The sequence below is a fragment of the Algoriphagus sp. genome (assembly GCF_039969895.1).
GTDB lineage: Bacteria > Bacteroidota > Bacteroidia > Cytophagales > Cyclobacteriaceae > Algoriphagus.
Window position 1 is genome coordinate 943,452 of sequence record NZ_JBDVMZ010000012.1, and the last position, 22,370, is coordinate 965,821.

Here is a 22,370-nt window from a genome sequence, read left to right on the forward strand (position 1 = left end):
AGAGGCTGGATCGGTGTGATTCAGCCTCTTGTTGATTATTCTTTTTCACGTTGTGGATCCTCCTTTATATTCGGAGTTTCTTTCTGTTTTGGGACTTCTTTTAACTCCTCTCCTTTGAGATAGGTAGGTAAATTCAACCCTGCCATATTAAATAAGTCATTCAATGGGGGAACTGTTTTCATCATTCCTGAGACAAAATTAGCTGTCGAGCCATTGCCATTTTCGTTATTCCCCGAGTCCCAAACGGTAATTTTATCGATCTTGATATTTTTTACGGCTTCCACCTGAGTTCTAACTAATTCAGGAAGCTTTTCAATCAAAAGCAACTGGAATGCCTTGGTTGGATCTCCGCCGGCAGCACTTACCACTTCACGATAGCCTTCTGCTTGTTTGGTGAGAATTTCATACAAACCTTTCGCTTCGGCATCCATTTTAGCAAAAATCGCATCTGCTTCACCCTTAGCCTGCTCTCGGATTCGTTCTGCTTCAGCTTGTGCATCGATGATCGCTCGAAGTTTAGCGATCTCTGCCGGGACTACGATGTTCGCATTTTGAGTGGAGCGCTCTCTTTCAGCTCTTGCAGTTTCAGCTTTTTGCTCCGCGAGATAGGCTTCTTCTAGTGCTCTAGCACTTTGCACTTTTTCGGATGCTAGGGCAATTCTGAGGGCTTCGGCTTCTTTTTCCCTACGCTGCGCATCAGACTGGGCAATGGAAATTTTGGCTTCGTTTTCCCCTTTGATTGCGATGGCGTTTGCTTCGGAAGTTTTTACGCGGGTATCTCTTTGAGCTTCAGCTTTACCGATACTTTCGTCTTTGGCTGCTTCGGCGATACTTACCTCACGATTTTTGTTGGTGATGGCGATTTTCACATCACGATCACGCTGGGTATCCGCGATCTGCACATCCTTTTCACGATCGGCTAAAGCCTTACCCGTTTCACCGATTTTCTCCTGCTCTGCAACAGATATTTTTGCTTCGTTGATGGCTTTTGCAGCCGCTTCCTTACCTAGTGCCTCTATGTATCCAGACTCATCTTTTATATCCGTTACGTTGACGTTAATGAGTTTTAGACCGATTTTCTTCAGTTCGCTATCTACGTTTTTGGAAATGCTTTCTAGGAATTTGTCTCTGTCAGAGTTGATTTCCTCGATTGTCATCGTAGCAATCACCAATCGTAGCTGACCAAAAAGAATATCCTTTGAAAGCTCCTGAATCTGCTCATGAGCCAGGCCAAGCAAGCGCTCAGCAGCAGTATTCATCGTGTCTGTATCAGTAGAAATAGCAATCGTGAATCTACAAGGCACATCCACCCGAATGTTTTGGCGGCTAAGTGCATTTGTCAAATTGGCTTCAATGGAAATAGGTTTCAAATCCAGATAAGCATAATCTTGAATCACTGGCCAGATGAAAGCTCCACCTCCATGAATACAGCGAGCAGAGGTGCCGCCGGTTTTGCCGTAAACGACCAATATTTTGTCAGAAGGGCAGCGCTTGTATCGGGAGACAAGGGCTAGAATAGTCACAAAGGCAACAACCGTCGCGACGACGATGAGAATTAAAGGATCCATGAATAAATTAGGTTAAAGCTTTTCTACGATGAGGATATTGCCACTTTCTACGCGCATGATTTTCACGGTGGCATTTGTTTCTATTTTGTCATGCTCGGTCATGGCATCTATTTCTCTTACCGAGCCATTTAGACTGACCATTATTTTCCCTTTGCCCTGCATTCTGCCTGGGATAGCGAGATAGACATCAGCGATTTTGTTCAGGGTTTTTTCCAGTCGAAATGTATTGTCTTCGCCGAGTTTCTGGATCTGCTTGATGATGAGAAAAAAGAAGTAAACAAAGGCGAAACCCACTACCAAACTGACAAGAATTAGTAGGGAAGTGTTTGGAATCAGGTTGTAAAAAGAAATTCCAGTCCAGCTGAAGCCGAGTAGGAAATTGACTAAGTTCCGAAAAGAAAACATTTGGAAAGGAGCATCTCCTCCATCTAAGTCCCCATCAAAATCCGCTTCTAATCCATCCGAGCCACCTCCTCCAACAAATGTCAGGATGGTCTGAAGCACAAAAATCAGAGACACGGGTATAGCGATGTACCAGAAGATTTTGAGTTGAGGGTCTAGTCCTTCTAAAAATTCCATTTCATTTTAAATTAAGCCCACAATAGGCAGCCTCAAAATATTAAAAATTCTCGAATTACTATCTTTTTATTTTCGAATAGCTAAGGGGTGAAAAAGTAAATGAAAACCTCATAAAATGTCTAAATCAAGCAGGTCTAGTTGAAAAGGGAAAATCCCAGAATTGAAATCCTGGGATTTTAAGTTGCTTAGTCGTCACATTGTATCGTCTTCACGAGTTTTTCTAGATCGAATCCCTTCTCCTCAACCCTTTGAAGTATGCCGTTATAAGTAGCTTCGTCCATTTCTTGCGTCCTGGACAAAATCCACAGATACTTTCGGTTTGGATGTCCGACCACAGCGTAGGAGTAGTCTTTAGCCAAGTCTATGATCCAATATTTTCCTTTGAATGGCCAGAAGAATTGAACCTTCAACTTGGCATTTCCAGATCCATCTTCTACCCAAGCCTTAGCTGTGGAGGTCTTCGTTTTGCTTTTTTCTGGAAGATTGCATGAATTGACTACCTCAATCGTACCGTCCTCATTGGGTGTATAGGTGGCTTTGGTGCAGGTACACCCTTTTTGGAAGGATTGTGGGAACGAGGCAATCTCGTACCATTCCCCTGCATATTTTTCAAGATCAACGTAAGGAACTGTCTCCAGACTTTGCGCTTGGGAATTATGTGATAGAAACATAATGCTTGCAGCAGCCAGAATTGGCATAGCCAAAGCAATTTTTTCAGTTTTGTTTAAGGATCTCATAATAGGATGGTTTAGTTGAGTTTGAAAGGTGCTGTTTTTCTGTTTTTGTATCCATGATAACTGACGGCTATGAATAGCACGATAGCACCGACTAGTGCTGTCCACTGCAATTCTGGAATTGTATTCCAATGTCTCACTGCTATTGCGACCAAGGCCCAGATACCCACACAGGCTGATTCTCTCAGGTTTCGGGCAGCGATTAGGAAAAGATTTAGAATAACTGCTACGATGATCATCACCACCGTCCAGCTTACTTCAGGTGCTCCGCTGCTCCATCCAATCTTAGCTAGGTAGGCAGAAATGTTGGCTATCGTTGCTACACAGATCCATCCGAAATAAATGGCAATAGGCCACCATAGCCAGACGATAATCGGCCGGGGTGCATCCCATCGTTCCATATTGGTGTTCAAAACCGTGATGACTAGGCTGGACAAAATCCCAAGCATCACGATGACGCTAATTCCGGTATATTCCATGAGCCACATATAAATCCAAAGTCCGTTACCTAGGTTGGTAAGAATCAAATAAGGGCCAATTTGAGAGAGGAAGTCGGAATCTTTGTCCGCATTAAATGCTCGGATGTTAAAGAAAATAGCCTGTATGAAAAGCGCCAAAAAGATCAATCCCCAGATGGAGAAGGCATATCCGGCAGGCGTAAATAGATTTTCATATTCGGAACTTAGTGAGCTTACTGTATTGCCGTTAATTCCTTTTGCATTGACCCAATAATTCCAAAAGATGACCAAAGCCAATACGATCAGATTCAGGACAGCATAAATTTTATGTGATTTTTTCATGGGTTAATCTTTGAGAGGTTTAAGTTGCTGAAGGAGTGTTGGGATTAGTTCTGTGACGGTGGGGTGAGTTTGTACTGAATTCATCAGCGTTTTATAGCTCATTTTTCCATACATCGCAGTCAGGAATGTGCCGATTATCTCATCTGCACCAGTGCCGAAAACTGTTGCTCCTAGGATTTGTTCAGAGTCGGCGTCTATGATAACCTCCATTTTTCCCTGTGTTTCTCCCTTTTCTTTTGCCCTGGAAATATCACTCATCGGCATGCGGGAAAACAGCAGTTTCTTACCAGAGTCCTTAGCTTGACTCAGTGTCATTCCAGCTCTCCCCATAGGAGGATCTATATAAAGCGCATAATTGGTGATTCGATCGCTAAGTTTTCTCTTTTTGTCTCCCAATAGCTGATCCTGAACGATCTCGAAATCATTGTAAGCAGTATGTGTAAAAGCACCTTCTCCATTACAGTCGCCCAATGCGTAAATTCCTTCAATGTTAGTTTCCAATTGCTGATTCACGTTGATGTAACCTTTTTCAGAAATACTAAGTCCAGCATTTTCGGGTTTGAGCAGGTCTGAATTTGGAATTCTTCCAGTGGCGATCAGCACCTGTGTGCTACTTATTTTTTGGTCTTTTCCATCCTTCTGAAAAGATACTGTTACACCGCCTGATTTTTTGTTTTTGCCTGCGAGGCAGTTAGCTCCGCATATCACTTTAATTCCATCCTTTTCTAAAACCTCCCGAACCAGCTCTGAAGTATGCTGATCTTCTTTGGAAATCAGGAAATCACCCTTTTCCAGCACGGTGACTTTGGATCCCAGGCGCTTGAAAATCTGCGCGAATTCCAGTCCTATGTAACTTCCTCCGATGATTGCTAAGCTTTCCGGCACTTTATCGAGCTGAAGAATTGAGGTATTGGTGAGGTGATCGACGTCTTCAAATCCCTCTGGAACTCGAGCACGAGCGCCAACATTTAGGAAGATTTTATCAGCTTTGAGAACCCTGGAGCCCACCTTCAACCTAGTTTTGTCCACGAAGGAAGCGGTGCCTCTAATCAACGTGACCTGAGCTGAGTCCTCCAATGATTCTCTGATCCCCAGCCTCGATTGATTGACCAGTTTGTCTTTTCTTTTTTTGATTGCTTTAAGATTAACTGTGGGCGATTTGGGTACTTCGATTCCCAGATTAGGAGCGTTTGCAATTGCCCAGGCCGCTCTTGCGCTTGCTACATAGGCTTTGGTAGGCGTGCAACCTGTATTCACGCAGGTGCCTCCTAGCGCCCCTTTTTCTACTATAGCTACTTTCCATTTTTCCTTGGCTAGGGCCAAAGCAAGGGGATTTCCCGCTTGACCAGAACCAATTATAATGGCATCAAAAGTTTCTACACTGTCCTCTATCATGGGCTAAAAAGTTTGGTTAATGAATTTTGTTTCTCTAAAAGTTACAAACAGAAAGCCAGACGCAAAAAAAAAGAGCCTGATATCCAGACTCCTTAGATTTTAGAAAATTGAGAATTAACTTTTTGAAATTAGCCAGGCCCGCACGTTTCCATGAAACTCGTTGATCGCTTTCGTATGAAAATACGGATAGATGATCTTGTCTCTAAACCAAGATCCACTGCGATAGAAAGTTTTGTGTGAAACTTCGGTTTTGCCACTTGGAAGTGCCTTGAATTGGATAAACTGAGAACCTTCAGATTTAGAGTTTTCCAGATAGCAGATCCGAATTAATCCCTTTGATTTATCAATCTCCATTACTTCATGGCCCACTTGCAGTTTTATGAGTGCATTGAAAACATGAAGGTTCAGAATAAGCACTTGTCCTTCACCCATTCCACCCGTGTAGATTTGTCCTGGAAAAACCTCCTCGCTACTGAGCCGAGAATACAAGCGATGAAAGTGAATCATTCTTCCGCTCCAGGCTTTTTCTGGGGATATGTTCACATAAGCATTCCAAACACTATCGAAATCCTGCTCATAAGTGTAGGTTTCCAAATGCTCATGGTAGTTCGGATCTGATGCCTGGTAGCAAATGGACTTCAGCTTCGCAAAATCAAATTCTGCGTTTGGATCGTTGTTGGATTTTTGCATGAGTAAATAGTGCTCGCTAGGGCGAAATTATTTTTAAAGAAAGCGAATGTCCAGCCATTCGCAAATTCTATAGTGATAGGAGGTAGTATTGATAAAAATGATCTGTTTTTTGAAATTTTGAAGGGATGATTTGGAGCAAACAAATAATCACTTCTTAGGGCTTACTAACGTAAAGTGGACTGAAATAGCTACTTCACACTATCCCTCCCACATGGAATAAGTATAGAGACTTCTTACGTGCGTTCTTCGCTAAAATCTCTGCGCCCATTGCGGTTTGATATAAAAAAGAGGAGCTTTTTACAGCTCCTCCCGGTATTAAAATGCTCTTTTTTCCAGGTGTTCATCCAGATCGATCTTGTCAATACCTGTTGACATCCAGTCCGGTGCTTCGGCGCCTTTTAGATGATGGTCAAAGAACTCCATCATCCGCACGGAATAATCTTTTCGGTTTTCAAGTTTACCTAGACCGTGATTTTCTCCTTTGTACTGAACCATAATCACTGGCTTTTTCAATCTTCGCAAGGCAGAGTAATATTCAATTCCTTGTGTGAAGTCCACTGCTCCGTCTTTATCGTTGTGCAGGAGAAGGAGTGGAGTGTTTACGTTTTTCACGTGGTAAACTGGGCTGTTTCTTTCATAAGATTCCCAGTTTTCCCAAGGAGCTCCGGTGAATCTGCCTTGCGAAGCTTCGAAGATCGACATGTTTCCTCCTCCAGAATTCCAATAGATGAGATCATACATGGAAATCATATTGGTGAGAGGAGCTCCAGCTGCTGCGGCTTTGAACATATCGGTCTGCGTGATCAGGAAGGAAGTCTGATAGCCACCCCACGAGTGACCGTGAATTCCTATGTTATCCGGGTCGATCACACCAGTTTCAATTGCGGCTTTTACACCAGGAATCACACACCATACGGCAGACATACCCGGGTCATCCATGGTGTACACAATGTCCGGAATGAAAACGGCAAAACCATTACTGGTATAAACTGACGGACTCCAGCCGGTGCCGCTGTAGCCTGGGTTAGACCAATTGTGACGAGTCTGGGATAGTTTTTCGTAGTAGTAAACCACGGTTGGATATTTTTCACCTTCCACGTAATTGGCGGGTAGGAATAGAGCGCCTTGAAGTTTTGCGCCTTTATCAGAAACATAATCAACTAACCTTGTGCCTGCAGACCAGGCGTAGTCTTCTACATTTGGCGCATTCTCGGTGACTTTGGTTGGAGAGGAAAGAGAGGCGTCTGCAGAGAAAATTTGGGTTGGCGTATTAAATGTTTCTTTGCTGAAGAAATACACTTCCGCATTTTCCGCTTTTCTCAGAGAACCAATACTCGCATCCTCCCAAATCAAAAATTCCGCACCTGGTTCCAAACCTTTTTTCGAAGTGTTTATCCTAGCAATTCCACTTTTCTTGGTCCATTCCCCATAGGTTCTGATATAAAGTGGCTTGCTCAGGTTGATACCTTTTTCCTCTGGATCAAGGGAAAAACGGTATTGATATCTGATTTGATCCGATTTGCCATTTTGAGTCAAATTAACTGCCTTGCCCTTTGCTGTCACGGGTACTTGCCAGATATCCCAACCATCGTTTAGCAACACATATTGGCTATCACTACTCCATCCGAGTGAACCGTGCAGCGGCTTTTTCACATTATGGTCATCCTCTACATCTACAAAGGAAACTGGTAAGCTACCTGTCAAATTTGTCTCTTCACCAGTAGCAATGTCGTAGCTGTAATAGTTGCCGTCGTACCCGTAAATTAACTTGGTGCCATCCGAAGATCCACGTGGATAGGAAGAATATCCAGGAAGATAGAAGTTGGAGAAAAGTGTCTTTTTCTCACCGGTCATCAGATCTACTATATAAAAGTCTTGGTAATTCTGTCCATCAAGATTGCTTTGAAGTTCGTAAGTCTGATTGTCAGAGCCGATTGCATATTTCTCCTTATCCAAAATACTCAGGCTAAGCATACTACTGTCCTGAAGCTGAATATGCTTGCCAGACGACACATGGTACATCGCATAGAAGCTGTAGTTTTTATCCTGGTTTTCCAGAACTTGCTGACGAGACTGAAGTCGGCTGTCATTCCAGTGCCAGATGGTCATGTCTGGTTTGTCAGCATCGTTTTCTTTAGGACTTACTTTTCCAGAATCCAATTTCGATAGTGCTTTCTTCAGGTCGGCGAGGGAATTCATAGCCGTATCTGTCATGATTCTCTTTATCGCTTCTGCCTCTGCTACCTTCACAGAATCCGGATCCAATTCTTTCTTAACCTCTTCTTTTTTGGCTAAAACTAAAGGATGAATACCGTAGAAAAGTCTCGTCAAGTCTTCAGACCACATCGGACGGCGATTTGGACTGATGGTATATTCTTTAGAAAAACCAGTGGAGTCTTTCGCAGGATCATAAACCGTCACCTGAGGACTGCTAAGATTTTTCACTCCGACCACCTTGCCATGATCTTGCTTATATTTTTTGTCTTTGACCATTTTCAGCGCTGCAAATGCATCGCCTTTTTCAGTCCAGTTGAGAGACTTGTAAGAAGCTTTGTCCGAATCAAGCACGCTGGTGCTATTGCTGGCCATGTTGAGCAGATAAATTCCATTTCCAGATTCGTTGGCGGCATCGACGGTATAGGCCAGGTAGTTCCCGCTTTTGTTGAAAGAGAACTCTGCAACATTTCCCAGATTTTGCGCCTTTTTGGAATTGAGGTGATAGATCAAAAGATCCGATCCCTTGGCATCTCCACCGCCGTCCTTGGTAAGATTTAGCGCGAGGTGGGTAGAAGCATCTCCGTTGAAAGAAAATGTGCTTACATTTTCAAAAGTCATCTTCTCTTCCTTATCAGTTGAGCCAAGTTTCATCAGAATAACTTTGTCTTTCAAAGGTTTACCTTTGGATTTTTCGTTAGCTTCCTTTTCCTTGAAAGTGGGATATTCCTTGTACGCGATCCACTTGCTATCCTTGCTGAATTGAATAGCAGGGTAGGAGGTAAACCCTATTTTAAAAGTCTGCGTGGAATCTGGATCACTCACATACTGAAGGATCACTTCTCCGTCCGCTTCAAGAGCAGTCATCCCATAGGCCACCCATTTGCCATCAGGAGAAATTTGGAAAGTGCCTATGTTCATGGATTTCCAGGTAGGAATATCCTTCCAAGAGATTGGCTTAGGTGCTTCGTCTTGGGCGATTGCCAAGTTGCTGATTAGGCAAAAAAGCCAGAAAAAGGTAAAGAGTTTTTTCATACGTTTATAATTTGATATTTAATGGCCATATAGCCTGTCCCGATTTTCATCGGGAGAATCTCGCCTGGTTATAATCATCCCAGTGTGTGATGTTCTTCGTCAGGCCTGTCTGCCTCAGGCAGGCAGGCTCGATTTCATGATGCGTGTTTTTTCAGATTTTGAAAATAGGGAAAAATAATCAGATGGATTGGTAGATCGAATAATATGATTATCCGCAATACTGCCAGTCACCTTATATTCCTTGCTTATCTGATTGGAAGACCGATGAGCGAAGCAGCCTCAATTCTTAAGTTTAATATTTGCTACTTTGCTTATTCCACCTTACTGGTAGAAAAGTGGATAATCATATCGAATAATTATACCGTGTGAATCAAAGTTATATGGTGTCCCCCCGCTAGGGCTTTTCTGGATGGTAGATGTCGTTTTGTTTTACAAAGGTGACTGCCCGCTTGGCTTGGTTTTAGGATAAGCTAAGGGGTGGCTACAGGTTGTTATGAAAAAAGTCTCAAACCTTTCGATCTGAGACTTTTCGAAAATCCTAATTCGGTGAATTTCAAGTACGTGTTTTCTTAATTGACATCCAGCAATCTACAACTGACAACCTACTTTTTATACACCACTTTTCCTCCAACAACCGTCATCGAAACTTTGCTATTTAAAATCTCATCTTCCGGCACTTCCATGATATTTTTATCAAAAACAGTGAAATCAGCCGCTTTTCCTACTTCAATCGAACCTTTGAAATCTTCTTCAAACTCGGCATACGCACCATCCAGCGTGTAAGATTTAAGCGCTTCAGCACGAGTCATTTTCTGATCGCCTTCATAGCCTCCTTCTGGCATTCCTTCTAGAGTTTTACGGGTGACGGAAGCATAAAAAGAAGGGATAGGATCAACTGGCTCAACAGGTGCATCTGTTCCGTTGGTGACAACCGCGCCGGATTTCATCAGTTTTTGCCAAACATAGGCTCCATCGATGATTCTTTTTTCACCTAATCTATCAATAGCCCATGGACGATCTGAACTTAGGTGAATGGCCTGCATCGCTGCTATTACGCCCATTTGACCAAATCGAGGAATGTCATCAGGATGAATGTGTTGAGCATGTTCGATGCGGAACCTCAGATCTTTTGCATCAGGAAATTTGGTGAATGCTCCCTCATATCTGTCCAAGATTTCCTGATTAGCGCGGTCACCTATGGCGTGCGCACATACCTGAAAACCTGCTGGAATAGCTTTTTCTGAAACTTCTGTCACCACTGACATTGGTAGAGTCTCATGACCTTGATGCCCTGGTCTATCAGAATAATCCTCCAATAACCACGCGCCTCTTGGGCCCAAAGCACCATCGCAATTCAGTTTGATCGAGCGAACGGTCAGCATGTGATCTGCTGTGTCTATCATAGGGCCTTTTTTATACCACTCTTCCAGCAATGCAGGCTGAGTCCCCGTTAACATCACGTATTGGCGAACGCTGAGTTTGCCTTCATTTTTGAATTTCTGTATAAGGTCAATTACATTTTGGCCAGATCCTGCATCGTGGAAACTTGTAATTCCTTTTTCATTCAGCTCCTTTAGTGCTAGGGTTAAGGCTTCTTCGGCTCTTTCTGGCGTTTCTGCAGGCACTAATCTCGCCACCAAGCCAGATGCTCTTTCAGTTAGTACACCCGTTGGGTTGCCAAGTTCATCAAGGATGATCTCCCCACCTTCTACTTCACCGGGTCTTTCTCCTTTGAGGTTAGAAATTCCAGCCAGTTCCAAGGCTTTTCCATTGGCGAATGACGCATGTCCACTCGCATGTCTCAAAAACACAGGATTGTCAGGGGAAACTTCATTGAGTTCATCGTTGGTTTGGAAGCCTTTTACCATCTTTTCTGGCTTCTCAATCCACTTGTCCTGATGCCATCCGCGGCCGGTGATCCAGTCTCCAGGTTTAGCTTTTGATACTGCCTCAGCTACTTTTTCGACTAGTTCGTCGTAGGTTTTCACGTACATTAAGTCCAGTTCCAGCTTGTTGTAGCCAATTCCCATCAGATGGGCATGTGACTCCACTAGCCCAGGAGTCATGGTTTCACCATTCAAGTCGATCACCTCCGTGTTTTCACCCTGGTGTTTTTCGATTTCTTCGGTGGAGCCTACTGCGAGAATCATTCCGTCTTTGACGGCAACTGCTTCAGCGGTAGGCTGCGCTTCATTTACCGTGTAAATGATGCCGTTGGTAAAAATCAAATCGGCAGGTTCGGCCTTTTCGGAGGAGCAAGAAATGAGGAAAATCCCCAAGATTGCGAATAAGTAGATGTTCTTCATGGATTTATATTTCCTTCGAAACTACTGCTTTTTCAAACAATCCAAAAAGCCAGTCCTGTAATTAGCGCATCCAGATTTTGCGGGATTTCCTGAATTTTCCCTCAGATTCAAGAATCAAAATATAAAGCCCCGGAGTTAAAAATCCGGCTTGGATCTCCACTTCTCTATTGGCGGGAATGGCAATGTCACTCACTAATTCCTGTCCCAGAGAATTGATCAAAATACCAGTTGAGACTTTGTTGGTGAGAACCTTGATCGGCCCCTCACTTGGGTTGGGAAAGACTTTGATTTGGTACTCGTCTTCATCAGGATTGGATTCGGCGGTGGAGGTAAGGTAAATCAGACCACCAGCTCGTGTTCCCAAAATCAAATCTGTAGTCCCATCAAAGCCATCTGTCGCGGTAGTTATCCAAGTATTTCTTCCCAATCGCGTCGGGAAATTCTGTCCACCGATTTGGATCAAAACTTCAGAGATGGTAGCGGATTGCATGAAATCCTCGATTTTGCTGATTACGCCATTTTGATCTACCGCATAGAGGTCAGGATTGGTTTTTTGCATTACTACTACATTCAGATTCCGGTTGGCAGGATTGTCTGCAAATCCCAGAAAGTCAGATTCAACGAGTGATGCAGAATAATTGGAAAAATCAACCGAATACAAGTCCAAGCTCCCATTTTGCGAAGCTACAAGCATCATATCTTTATTTTCATAAGGGAAAAACTGAAGATAATCTCCTCGCTGGGATGTGTAGCCGGTGAGCGTAATTTGATTATAACCTGATTCTCCCAATTCATAAAGTAGCTGAGTTGGGACACTTCCTTTTCTGGATATTCCCGTGATCAGCTGATGGTGTTTGCCTGCTTTATCATTAAAAAGAATTTTTTGAGCATCAATGAGTTTCAGGTTTTCCAGTGACTCATTGTACACGTCAACATAAGTAAATGCTCCATCTTCTAGAAAAAGCATGGATTCTGAGGCAATTACTTCTCCATTCTTAAATTTATTTGAGATGATAAATAAGCTCCCATTTGAGTTATTTCCAATGTGGAAAGGCTTAGCATTTTCTCCCAGATCAATCATCTGATTTTGAAGGAAATCAAAGTCTGCATTGCCCTGCCTGTCAATTTTCACGATAGAATTGGCAAAATCAATCCCGAAATTAGAAGAAGCCTCGCTAGTGTTTAAAGAGATAAGAAGTTCATCGTCGATCTGCTGGCCAATGTGAAAAAGCGGAAAAGCTGGCAAATCGCCATAATTAGGTAACGTATTGCTGAAGCTTTCGAAGGTAGGAGTGGTGCTGGTTCCTATATTTGGCAGAAAATAGAGGATGTCGCATTCATCGCGCCCTAACAGCAAATCTTCTACGCCATCTCCATCCAGATCTTTGTATAAAATAGAATGTCCGCCTGCGTGTAGAATTCTGTCGTTTTCCTCTGATATTTTCCGAGAATTTAAGTCTTGTCCCTGACAGGTTTTTCCAAAGGAAAGATCTCCACAGCCACAGAATTCGAAGTTTCCCCAGTGACTTACCCCAAAAGCAAACCCGTCGATATCCGCTATACCTTTTCGCTCCACGCTGGTGTTTTTGTAAAACTCCATGTAATCGCCTCCGGCAAAATTGAAGATGACCAGATCTAAATCCCCGTCACCATCTAGATCCTGAATTAGCGGAGTGTCCAGATTATTGGTTTGGATATTTCCTGAACCGTCAAGTTTGAGGAAGTTTTGCGCTACCTGCCAAGAGATCTGTGAATTGGTGGAGGTGTTTTTATAGGCTTTAATTCCGAGTGCCGTTGAGGTGAACAGGTCTTTTTTTCCATCGCCATCGAAGTCCGTGAGGACCAAAAATCCATTGATATCGGAAGGAAGTGCATAGCTTAACTCAGGTAAATGGAGGAAGTTTTCGCCCTCTTTTTTCAAAACCAGCAGCTGCCGGGAATTGATATCCCAAGTCACCCATTCTTCGATTCCATCACCCGTCAGGTCTATTGTTTCTAGCTGTGCAGCATTGATTCCTCCAGTGAAGGGCGCTGTAAGTTGGACATTATTCACTTCGACGGACGGGTTTTGATCTATTCGAAAAATCTCTTGTGCCTTCAGTTGAAAGCAGCTGATCATAAAAATGAAAATCCAGAATTTGCGCATGGAGTGGTGATGGCTAAGACAAATTAATACGGTTGTCTCCCTTCAAAGATGTGAAGGATTCCTTTATTTTGGGAAATAATTCCTTCGAAAACGATGAATACCTCCATTTTATATACCCTCTTCAAAAAAAGTACGGGCGTGAGCACAGACACTAGAAAAATCGAGAAAGGCAATATCTTCTTTGCGCTGAAAGGCCCAAATTTCGATGCCAATGCCTTTGCTCCGAAAGCCTTGGAAATGGGAGCGTCAGTAGTTGTGATCGATGATGTTAAGCACTTTGTCGAGGATGACGAGCGGTATTTTCTGGCTGAAAATGTGCTGAAAATGCTTCAGGATTTGGCGAATTACCATCGCAAACAGCTGAATATCCCCATCATCGGACTGACTGGCTCTAATGGGAAAACTACCTCTAAGGAACTTTTGAATGCAGTTTTGAGCAAGAAATTCAAAACCGCGGCTACGGTCGGTAATCTGAATAATCATATCGGGGTGCCACTGACTTTACTGTCAATTACTAGTGCGCATGAGATTGCTATCGTAGAAATGGGAGCAAATAAGCAGGGAGATATTGAAGAACTCTGCTTGATCGCTGAGCCTACGCATGGTTTTATCACCAATATCGGAAAAGCTCACCTGGAAGGCATGGGCGGTCCAGAAGGAGTTTTGAAGACAAAGACAGAGCTGTTTCAGTTTCTGAGAGAAACTGAGGGGACAGTCTTCATTAATTCTCAGGATTCGATTTTGTCAAATTTTTCGAAGCGATTTGATAATCCAGTTCTTTACCCCTCAAAGGGAGACTTCTGCGAAGTGACTTTTCAGGAGGCAAATCCCTTTGTCAAGTTTTCCGTGGATGATAACGAAGAAGTGTTTTTGAGTCATCTGATTGGAGCCTATAATTTTGGAAATATTGCGACGGCGATCACCGTCGGGAAGTTTTTTGGAGTGGAGATGGAAAAGGCCGTGCAGGCTATCGTGGAGTATCAGCCTTCAAATATGCGCTCTCAATTACTGGAAAAGCGAAGCAATCTGATCATTTTGGATGCTTATAATGCTAATCCCTCCAGTATGGAAGTTGCGATCCGAACTTTTGGGAATATGACTGGGAAGAAGCACAAGATGCTGATTCTTGGTGATATGTTCGAGTTGGGAGATCATGCTGAATCGGAGCATGCTCGGCTAGGAGAAATCATTAGTGAATATGATATTGAAAAGGTTTGTTTTACCGGCCAGTTAATAGTTTCAGCTTTGGCCAAGTATCCAAAAGCGCTTTATTTCCCTGATCCTTTTTCCTTTAGAAACTGGCTTCAGGATAGCAAATTGGAGGATTATCTGATTCTGATCAAAGGAAGTCGCGGGATGAAGCTGGAAGGATTGGTTGATTTTATTTAAAAAGGGCGAGGAATTCTTGCGGAGTAAATACTGGAAGGGTGGATAACTTATAATCTTTTTTATTACGGGTAATGATAGCTTCAATTCTCGAGTTTTGATTAGCTGTTTCAAATTGAATAGCATCTTCAAAATCCGTGAATCCATTTCGGAAAGCGTTTCTAATTTCGACATCTCCAACCGGAAGAATTTTGCAATACTCTAAAATCTGTTGCATGGACTTTATAGTTAGCTCTTTCCCAATTTCTTTTCTAGCCACGTAAAAGGAATTAGAAATCATGAGGCTTGAAAAAAAAATTGAAACTTCTCCGTTCGCTGCCAAGAGAAATATTGCGTTTGATTTTTCCACAAAAGGATCTCGCGTTAATAAAGTATCCAAGAAAATATCTGAATCAACAAAAATATTATGAGCCATATTTTTTCATTAATTCCTCTGTAAGAGTCTTTTTGTCTTCTGACAATTCGGAATACTCTAATTCAGAATTGATTTTTGGCTTACGTGCAAAAAAAATCTCCAAATTCTTAGGAAATGGCTCAGTCCCATCCAATATCCTCTTTACAATATCAGGGTTTTTGGAGGGTATTTTCTCTAAGGCTTTTTCCTTAGACTCAGTCACTTCAGATAAAAGTGTTTCAACCAAAGCAGATAAACTTAGCCCTTGCTCTTCAGCATGCTTTTTTGCTTTTTCAGCGAGTTTTTCGTTGATGTCCAATGTTACCTTCGTTGTCATGACTTCTGGATTATTCCATTTAATTTAAGAAGATTTCTTCCAGTATTGAAATCAATTTTACCTCAGTAAAGTTTACTTCACTATCTGACCTCAGACGATCTTCAGATTTCATTAGTTACAAAAACCAACAAAATGCGCCCATACTTACCTTTTTTAACAGCCCTCGCCGAACATAATTCCAAAGAATGGATGGACGCCAACAAGAAATGGTATCAGGATACTCGAGCGGAATTCTTGGAAGATGTGGCGGTTTTGTTGAAAGGTATTGGAGAGTGGGAGCCGGAGCTTTTGGTATTCAAACCTAAGGATTGTGTATTTAGACAAAATCGGGATATCCGCTTTTCTGCCAATAAGATGCCCTACAAAACTAATTTTGGCGCCTATTTTTCTCCCAAAGGAAAGAAGTCGGAAGGTCCCGGCTATTACCTACAGGTCCAACCTGGAAATTCATTTATAGCTGGAGGAATCTGGATGCCGATGGCTGAAACGCTGAAAAAAATCAGAAAGGAAATCGATTACTCTGGCGCTGAGCTTGCCAAACTTGAAAGCCAGCCAGCTTTCAAATCTCAGTTTGGCGAAATTGAAGGCGAAAAACTCAAAACCAGCCCCCGTGAATACGAGCCTGATCATGAGTTTATAGAATATTTAAGGTTGAAGAGCTTTACTGTTTCTTCCAAAATTGCAGATCCAGACATAGCGTCTGGAGCATTTCTCAAAATCGCTTTGGACGGCTTTCAAAAGATGAGACCGCTGCAGGAATTTCTTTCCAAAGCGATAGAGGATGTGGAAGGTGGAGCGGATATTTTATAGAATTAAGAGTCTAGAATTAAGAATAGAAGCCAAGAAGCTTTGTTTCTTAGCCGATCTCAAAGTTCAAATCCCGAATTTTCTCCAGTGTGGCAGCTACTCCATCCTCTTTGTTGTGATGAGTGATTTCTTTTGCCACAGCTTTCACTTCCATTCTTGCATTGTCCACGGCGACTCCCCAGCCGACGGATTGCAGCAAATCGATGTCATTATAGTTATCCCCAAAAGCAATGACAGATTCAATACCAAAATCATACGAATGCTCCAAGATTTTTCGTAGTCCTGTCGCTTTCGAAATAGCCTTAGGAGCAATTTCCAAATAGGTGTCGCTGGATCTATATAAATGCAAGTCGAGCGCATGTTCGAAATGTAGTTCACCGAAAAGCCAAGCCATTTCATTGGATTCACCCATGCACATCACTTTGTGCGCACCAGAATTATTTTTCGCCCAAAGATCAACCACTTCCTGACCTGGAAGCCAATCGCATTGAACTTTCGTGTTTCTCACTTCACGCTGTGACCAATAATCGTCCTTTTCCTCATACCATTTTTCTCCTTGATACAAACTCACGTGTATATCAGTTTTGTGAGTCAAGCGAAGAATCTTGGCTACCAGCTCTACCGGAATGGTCACGTCATCTAGCACTTCTCCATCCGCACTCAGCACATAGCCGCCGTTGTAGGCGATCAACGGTTGGGGGAAGCGGTTCATGTCATGAAGCAAATGCCGCATGGCATCGGGCATGCGGGAACTTGCAAGAATAACTGGGAAATCGGAAGGAAAATCTGCCACTACGGCTTTGAGGCGAGGCGACAGATCGCGCACTGAATTGAGGAGAGTGCCGTCAATGTCAGAGCAGAGGGCTTTTATGATCATTACTCGAAGTCTGACCAGTTCACTTCATCAGCAAAATTGGCAAAAACGCCAAAGCCAATGATGGCAATAAAAATCACAAAAACTGAGAAAATGATGAGTTTCACGATTAACTCAGCCTTCGCCCAGTTGGCTTTTTCAGGGTCGGTGTTTTTATCTGTTGCCCAAATAATGAGCATGACTAAGCCTATCAAAGGAAGTCGTTTTACCAGTACTGCGATTACCCATTCCCCGAGTGAGGTGGGTGGCTTTTTGTATTCGTGAGGTAATTCCATGAATAATAGGTTTAGTTAAAAGTCTTTGGTGTCAAACATGTACTCCTGCATCGCCACATTCTCAGGGTTGGTAGGGTCAGTTTGGATGAACTGTACCGTAATTTGTTGATAATCTTCAGCATTTTCAAAATCACGCAGGTAAAGTTCAGCACACTTTCTAGCCAACACTTCAGGCTGGTTTCCCAAGATCAATGGATCGCCATTTTGTAGTTTTAGGTAAATGGTAGAAGTAGTAGAATCTTCTGCGGTCGATTTACTGAGGTTGATATTCATGCTTTGGAAATTGCCCAGCTTTCGGATTTCTTCAGAAGGCATAAAGCCTTCACCCATCATAGCTTCCATTCCTTTGAAGGCGAATTTGGCGATGTTCTCAGGATCGCAAGAGCAGGAGCTGATTGTTCCAATGAGTAAAAAGAGAATAAAAATTCTATTTCGCATCGTAATTTTTAAGAGAGAAGTTAGCCCTGCGAATTTAAACAATCTTAGGAAGATCTTTTAGAGATGAGTAAAACGGCTCGTTTGTTATCAGGATTCGAAGAGTCATTTTGATTAGGATAAGGGGTCGCATCAATTAATTTGATAATATACCCTTCGGTAGAAAGTTGGACAGGAAAACCGCTTGCAGTTTCGTTTGTACTTAGTTGGAAATCATGTTCTTTTCCGTCAATTGTCACAGTTGCTTCGATCACTATCATTCCTTGCCAAATGCAGACTATTCCGTTGGGGCATCTCGAATCCTGAATATTTAGCAGAGTTAAATAGAAGTTTTTAGGACAGATTTGCAGCCTTTCATTGATTGCTATCTCATACTCTTTATCCAAGTCAATACCTTCGCAATTTTTTTCATTATCACAGGAAAAGAAAAAAAAGGCAGACAAAAATAGAATCAAGATGTTGCGCATTGCAATACAAAGTGTTTGAGAAGTCTGTTCTAAACGGATGATCCGGGGAAAGTGATACAAATTAGAGTTGATTGAAAATACAAAAAGCCTCACATTTCTGTGAAGCTTCTTGAAAGTGGAGAATAACGGATTCGAACCGATGACCCCTTCACTGCCAGCGAAGTGCTCTAGCCAGCTGAGCTAATCCCCCTTTAGGTTTGCAAATATAGACCTTGGTTTTTCCTATGCAAAGGAAATTTCACTCGGTTGTGTAATTAATTCGAGTCATAATACTTCGCCCAAGCGTGACTTCATCCGTGAATTCCAATTCTCCGCCTACTGGTATTCCCCGAGCGATAGAACTTACCATTATTCCTTTTTCCTTCAACTTTTTAGCGAGATAGAAGGATGTAGTGTCGCCCTCCATAGTTGCGCTTAGTGCTAAAATCACCTCTTTGATAGGTTCAGTTTGCAAAGCTGAATCTACTCTGGATAGCAAGGATTCTATTTTCAATTCCTCTGGACCTATGCCTTGAATAGGAGAAATCACTCCTCCTAGCACATGGTATTTTCCCTGAAATTGATTCGTATTCTCTATCGCCAGCACATCCCGAATGTCTTCGACTACACAAAGAAGCGAGCCGTCCCGACGATGACTTATACAGATGCTGCATTCTTCTCCGTCAGAGATATTGTGGCAGGTCTTACAATACTGTATTTCAGTACGCATACGGGTGATCGCCAAAGCTAGGGCTTCGGTATTTGCCTCGTGTTGCTTGAGAAGATGAAGTGCCAATCGAAGGGCTGTTTTCTTACCTATTCCCGGCAGTCGGGAGATCTCGGTGACAGCATCTTCTATCAGTTTGGAAGGGAAATTCAATTCTGGGTGGATTTAAACTATTGCGGCTTGGATTCCGGCATCTAATATAGCTTCACACATAGGTTTTAGCTCTGTTATGCTGCCTTTTTTTACCGCACATTTTCCTCTGTAGTGTATGGTGATGGTGCATTGCTCTGCCTGCTCTATACTATGCTTGCAGACTTTCATCAGAATCTTGATCACGTGATCGAATGTGTTGAACTCATCATTGTACACGATCAAGTCGTTGGATTCAATATCTATCAAATCCTCCACTAGAACTTCTGATTCCTCGATATATGGAAGTGGGTCGTATGAATGATTCATTTTGCAAAATTAAGAATATTGGACAACTTAGCGAACCCACTTCAATACGAAATATGAATTCCCAACTAGTTCTCCTGGTAATCTGTTGCTATTTTTTACTGCTATTTCTCATTTCCTATTTCACTTCCCGCAAGGTTTCCGCAGATACTTTCTTTACAGGAGACAGACAATCGCCTTGGTTTTTGGTTGCTTTTGGGATGATAGGGGCCTCGCTTTCAGGGGTTACCTTTATTTCAGTTCCTGGGGAGGTCGGTAATTCTAACTTCTTTTACTTCCAAGTTGTTTTAGGTTACACCTTGGGCTATTTCGTGATAGCCAAGGTGCTTTTACCACTTTATTACCGGCTGAATCTCGTCTCTATCTACTCTTACCTTGATGATAGATTTGGGTTTTGGTCATATAAGACGGGTGCTTTTTTCTTTATTTTATCCAGAACTTTAGGGTCTTCGATACGGGTTTTTCTAGTGGCAAGCGTGCTTCAATTAATTCTTTTTGACTCCTTGGGAATTCCCTTTTGGGTGTCGGTTTTGATCACGGTGGGCTTGATCTGGCTTTATACTCATCGTGGAGGGATCAAAACGGTGGTGTGGACAGATACACTTCAGACATTTTTTATGCTTGCAGCAGTTGTGGTTTGTGTGATTTCAGTGGGAAATGCCTTGAATTTCGATGGGGTTGGCGATTACATCAAATCAGTTTCAGATGATCCTCGTTCTCAGATATTCAACTGGGATTGGAAAGCAGGAACGAATTTCTTTAAGCAGTTTGTCTCTGGGGCTTTTATCACCATCGTCATGACAGGCTTGGATCAGGATATGATGCAGAAAAATCTGACCTGTAAAAACATAGGCGAGGCGCAAAAAAACATGTTTTGGTTTACGACGATTTTGGTCTTTGTGAACTTACTTTTCTTGGCGCTTGGCGTTCTACTTTATCTATATGCAGAGACACAAGGTGTGCAGATTCCGATCAAAACAGATGAGCTATTCCCGCTGCTGGCGACGGAGTATTTTACGCCATTTGCAGGGATTATTTTTGTATTGGGTATCACGGCTGCGGCCTATTCCAGTGCAGATTCCACGCTGACAGCGCTGACGACTTCTTTTTGCATCGATTTCTTAGAGATAGAGAAAAGATATCCTGCGGAAAAGCGGGTTATGGTCCGAAAGAAAGTACACATTGCATTCACCTTTATTATGTTTTTGGTGATCATGGCCTTCCATGTGATCAATAATCAAAGTGTGATCAATTCGGTCTTTGTGATCGCGGGATATACCTACGGACCTTTGTTAGGGTTGTATTCTTTCGGACTTTTCACCAAGTGGAAGGTTCGGGATAAGTTCGTTCCTTACCTAGCTGTCTTTGCTCCGCTGCTGACTTTTGCGATAGCATCCAATTCGGAAAAACTGTTCTGGGGCTATAAATTCGGCTTTGAAGCCTTGATTCTGAATGGGTTGATTATGTTTGGCGGGTTGTATTTGTTGAGAACTAATAAGTCATAACGCCAACTCCACCTCAGGATTCCAGAAGACCTTGTCAAAATTCTGGACTTTGTCTTTTACGACTTCGATCCCTTCTTTTTCAAGCAATTCCTGCATTTCTGTTGGGGTAGAAAAATGCCCTTTTCCTGTCAATAAACCCTGGCTGTTTACTACGCGGTGAGCGGGAACGTCTGACATCGTGTGGGCAGCATTCATCGCATAGCCGACCATTCTGGCTCCACTTTTTATCCCTAAATAATGTGCAATCGCGCCGTAATTAGTGACTCTACCTCTGGGGATCAAGCGAACCACCTGATAGACCAAATCAAAATAATTAGGCTTTTCGGTTTTCATTAGACCAGTTGATTAAGGCTTGATTGATGGTTTTCTTGACTTTTTTTTCTTGGACTTTTTCTCCTGATTTAATGGGAAACTGAAAGCGGATAATAATGCTTTCAGGTTTGCTCTCCAGAATGTTCAGTTGGGAGCCTTCGGCAAACACATAGTCGGAGAATTCTGTCAGTGCCGCAGTGAGTTTCTTTTCCAATTCATTCAATTGGATGCCAGTAAAAAATGGGATTTCGGAGTCCATGATCACCTGATGGGAATTATTCCTAGAGTAATTCACCACCTCAGAAGTCAATGCTAGCGTATTTGGGATAATGATGATTTCTCCAGTTTCACTTTTCAACACCATATTAATCAGTGTGATATCCCTGATAAACCCGACGCTTTTCCCAATCATAATCTTGTCTCCGATCTCCAATTGATCCGAAAACATCATAATCAACCCATTGACGATGTTTGTAATGTAATCCTTGGTGAGCAAAGCAATGGCTGCAGCTACGATGGTGATACTTGTTAAAAATTCCAGAGGTCGAACCCCAAAAGCCAACATGAGGGTAACCAAGAAAACCATGATGTTGAGTAAGGTGGAAAGTCTGTCAATTCCAATTACAAAATTGGGTTGTACCCGAACTTCCTCAGTTTTCTTTAGGTAAAATTGCAATGTGACAATTCGGGCAAGGGATATAATCAAATTTCCACTGATCAGAACAATCGCCGCTTTAACCAAGTTGGAGGCTATAACATGGGTGTCGAAGAAGGGGCTGAACCAACTGTTTGATTCAAAACTGACTAGCAGAATTACCAGCAAAACCAATTTCAAAAAGAAATTTCTTCTTCGTTTATTTTCTTTGTCTTTGATGATGGTTTTAAGTTGATTCATGTCTCTTTTGAAAAATTACCCCTATTTTTAACAAATATCAGAAAGAATTTTGGA

At 42.4% G+C, this 22,370-nt stretch carries 22 protein-coding genes and 1 tRNA gene; 3 read left to right on the forward strand and 20 right to left on the reverse strand.

Features of this window, described 5'->3' with window-relative positions:
- Positions 1-35 precede the first annotated feature (35 nt).
- From ABJH64_RS10200 to ABJH64_RS10240, 9 genes are all read right to left on the reverse strand, one after another.
- Positions 36-1,568 (reverse strand): SPFH domain-containing protein, encoded by a 1,533-nt coding sequence (locus ABJH64_RS10200; RefSeq protein ID WP_348276455.1) that lies wholly within the window; start codon positions 1,566-1,568, stop codon positions 36-38.
- 12 nt (positions 1,569-1,580) lie between these two features.
- Entirely contained in the window at positions 1,581-2,147 is a 567-nt protein-coding gene (locus ABJH64_RS10205) for an NfeD family protein (RefSeq protein WP_348276456.1), read from the reverse strand.
- Between the two features lie 185 nt (positions 2,148-2,332).
- Entirely contained in the window at positions 2,333-2,884 is a 552-nt protein-coding gene (locus ABJH64_RS10210) for a lipocalin family protein (RefSeq protein WP_348276457.1), read from the reverse strand.
- A gap of 11 nt (positions 2,885-2,895) precedes the next feature.
- A complete protein-coding gene (locus ABJH64_RS10215) occupies positions 2,896-3,681 on the reverse strand; it encodes a hypothetical protein (protein ID WP_348276458.1) in 786 nt (261 codons plus the stop codon).
- Between the two features lie 3 nt (positions 3,682-3,684).
- Positions 3,685-5,076: a mercuric reductase gene (locus tag ABJH64_RS10220; RefSeq protein ID WP_348276459.1), complete on the reverse strand. Its 1,392-nt coding sequence runs from the start codon at positions 5,074-5,076 to the stop codon at positions 3,685-3,687.
- A 114-nt stretch (positions 5,077-5,190) separates the two neighbouring features.
- Positions 5,191-5,766 (reverse strand): hypothetical protein, encoded by a 576-nt coding sequence (locus ABJH64_RS10225; protein ID WP_348276460.1) that lies wholly within the window; start codon positions 5,764-5,766, stop codon positions 5,191-5,193.
- A gap of 315 nt (positions 5,767-6,081) precedes the next feature.
- Positions 6,082-9,015, reverse strand: coding sequence for a prolyl oligopeptidase family serine peptidase (locus ABJH64_RS10230; RefSeq protein WP_348276461.1), 2,934 nt, complete (start codon positions 9,013-9,015; stop codon positions 6,082-6,084).
- A gap of 602 nt (positions 9,016-9,617) precedes the next feature.
- Positions 9,618-11,321, reverse strand: coding sequence for an amidohydrolase (locus ABJH64_RS10235; protein ID WP_348276462.1), 1,704 nt, complete (start codon positions 11,319-11,321; stop codon positions 9,618-9,620).
- 61 nt (positions 11,322-11,382) lie between these two features.
- Positions 11,383-13,467: a hypothetical protein gene (locus ABJH64_RS10240; RefSeq protein WP_348276463.1), complete on the reverse strand. Its 2,085-nt coding sequence runs from the start codon at positions 13,465-13,467 to the stop codon at positions 11,383-11,385.
- A 93-nt stretch (positions 13,468-13,560) separates the two neighbouring features.
- Between ABJH64_RS10240 and murF the strand changes: the two genes are divergently transcribed.
- Positions 13,561-14,856 (forward strand): UDP-N-acetylmuramoyl-tripeptide--D-alanyl-D-alanine ligase, encoded by a 1,296-nt coding sequence (murF, locus tag ABJH64_RS10245; RefSeq protein WP_348276464.1) that lies wholly within the window; start codon positions 13,561-13,563, stop codon positions 14,854-14,856.
- Here the strand turns inward: murF and ABJH64_RS10250 are convergent.
- Both ABJH64_RS10250 and ABJH64_RS10255 read right to left on the reverse strand, forming a co-directional pair.
- The gene (locus tag ABJH64_RS10250; RefSeq protein WP_348276465.1) at positions 14,849-15,268 is read right to left on the reverse strand and encodes a PIN domain-containing protein; all 420 of its coding nucleotides are present in this window, start codon (positions 15,266-15,268) and stop codon (positions 14,849-14,851) included. The genes murF and ABJH64_RS10250 overlap by 8 nt on opposite strands.
- Complete coding sequence (locus ABJH64_RS10255) at positions 15,258-15,584, reverse strand: DUF6364 family protein (RefSeq protein WP_348276466.1); 327 nt, start codon at positions 15,582-15,584, stop codon at positions 15,258-15,260. Before ABJH64_RS10255 ends, ABJH64_RS10250 begins: the two co-directional genes overlap by 11 nt.
- 132 nt (positions 15,585-15,716) lie before the next feature.
- On the opposite strand from ABJH64_RS10255, the gene ABJH64_RS10260 reads away from it, so the two are divergent.
- Positions 15,717-16,394, forward strand: coding sequence for a DUF2461 domain-containing protein (locus tag ABJH64_RS10260; protein WP_348276467.1), 678 nt, complete (start codon positions 15,717-15,719; stop codon positions 16,392-16,394).
- A 46-nt stretch (positions 16,395-16,440) separates the two neighbouring features.
- Here the strand turns inward: ABJH64_RS10260 and ABJH64_RS10265 are convergent, their stop codons facing one another.
- The 7 genes from ABJH64_RS10265 to ABJH64_RS10295 form a co-directional block, all read right to left on the reverse strand.
- Entirely contained in the window at positions 16,441-17,268 is an 828-nt protein-coding gene (locus ABJH64_RS10265) for a Cof-type HAD-IIB family hydrolase (protein WP_348276468.1), read from the reverse strand.
- A complete protein-coding gene (locus tag ABJH64_RS10270; RefSeq protein WP_348276469.1) occupies positions 17,268-17,540 on the reverse strand; it encodes a hypothetical protein in 273 nt (90 codons plus the stop codon). The genes ABJH64_RS10265 and ABJH64_RS10270 overlap by 1 nt, the downstream gene beginning before the upstream one ends.
- A gap of 15 nt (positions 17,541-17,555) precedes the next feature.
- Positions 17,556-17,978 (reverse strand): hypothetical protein, encoded by a 423-nt coding sequence (locus tag ABJH64_RS10275; protein WP_348276470.1) that lies wholly within the window; start codon positions 17,976-17,978, stop codon positions 17,556-17,558.
- A gap of 44 nt (positions 17,979-18,022) precedes the next feature.
- Positions 18,023-18,442, reverse strand: a complete 420-nt coding sequence (locus ABJH64_RS10280; protein ID WP_348276471.1) for a hypothetical protein — start codon at positions 18,440-18,442, stop codon at positions 18,023-18,025.
- A gap of 116 nt (positions 18,443-18,558) precedes the next feature.
- Positions 18,559-18,632 (reverse strand) — tRNA-Ala (locus ABJH64_RS10285).
- 48 nt (positions 18,633-18,680) lie between these two features.
- Entirely contained in the window at positions 18,681-19,301 is a 621-nt protein-coding gene (gene recR / locus ABJH64_RS10290; protein WP_348276472.1) for a recombination mediator RecR, read from the reverse strand.
- 12 nt (positions 19,302-19,313) lie between these two features.
- On the reverse strand, positions 19,314-19,607 hold the full coding sequence (locus tag ABJH64_RS10295; RefSeq protein ID WP_348276473.1) for an ATP-dependent Clp protease adaptor ClpS: 294 nt from the start codon (positions 19,605-19,607) through the stop codon (positions 19,314-19,316).
- A 53-nt stretch (positions 19,608-19,660) separates the two neighbouring features.
- Between ABJH64_RS10295 and ABJH64_RS10300 the strand changes: the two genes are divergently transcribed.
- Complete coding sequence (locus ABJH64_RS10300) at positions 19,661-21,109, forward strand: sodium:solute symporter (RefSeq protein ID WP_348276474.1); 1,449 nt, start codon at positions 19,661-19,663, stop codon at positions 21,107-21,109.
- Here the strand turns inward: ABJH64_RS10300 and ABJH64_RS10305 are convergent.
- A complete protein-coding gene (locus tag ABJH64_RS10305; protein WP_348276475.1) occupies positions 21,104-21,442 on the reverse strand; it encodes an MGMT family protein in 339 nt (112 codons plus the stop codon). The two genes, ABJH64_RS10300 and ABJH64_RS10305, sit on opposite strands and share 6 nt — an antisense overlap.
- Positions 21,423-22,316: a mechanosensitive ion channel domain-containing protein gene (locus ABJH64_RS10310; protein ID WP_348276476.1), complete on the reverse strand. Its 894-nt coding sequence runs from the start codon at positions 22,314-22,316 to the stop codon at positions 21,423-21,425. Before ABJH64_RS10310 ends, ABJH64_RS10305 begins: the two co-directional genes overlap by 20 nt.
- Positions 22,317-22,370 lie beyond the last annotated feature (54 nt).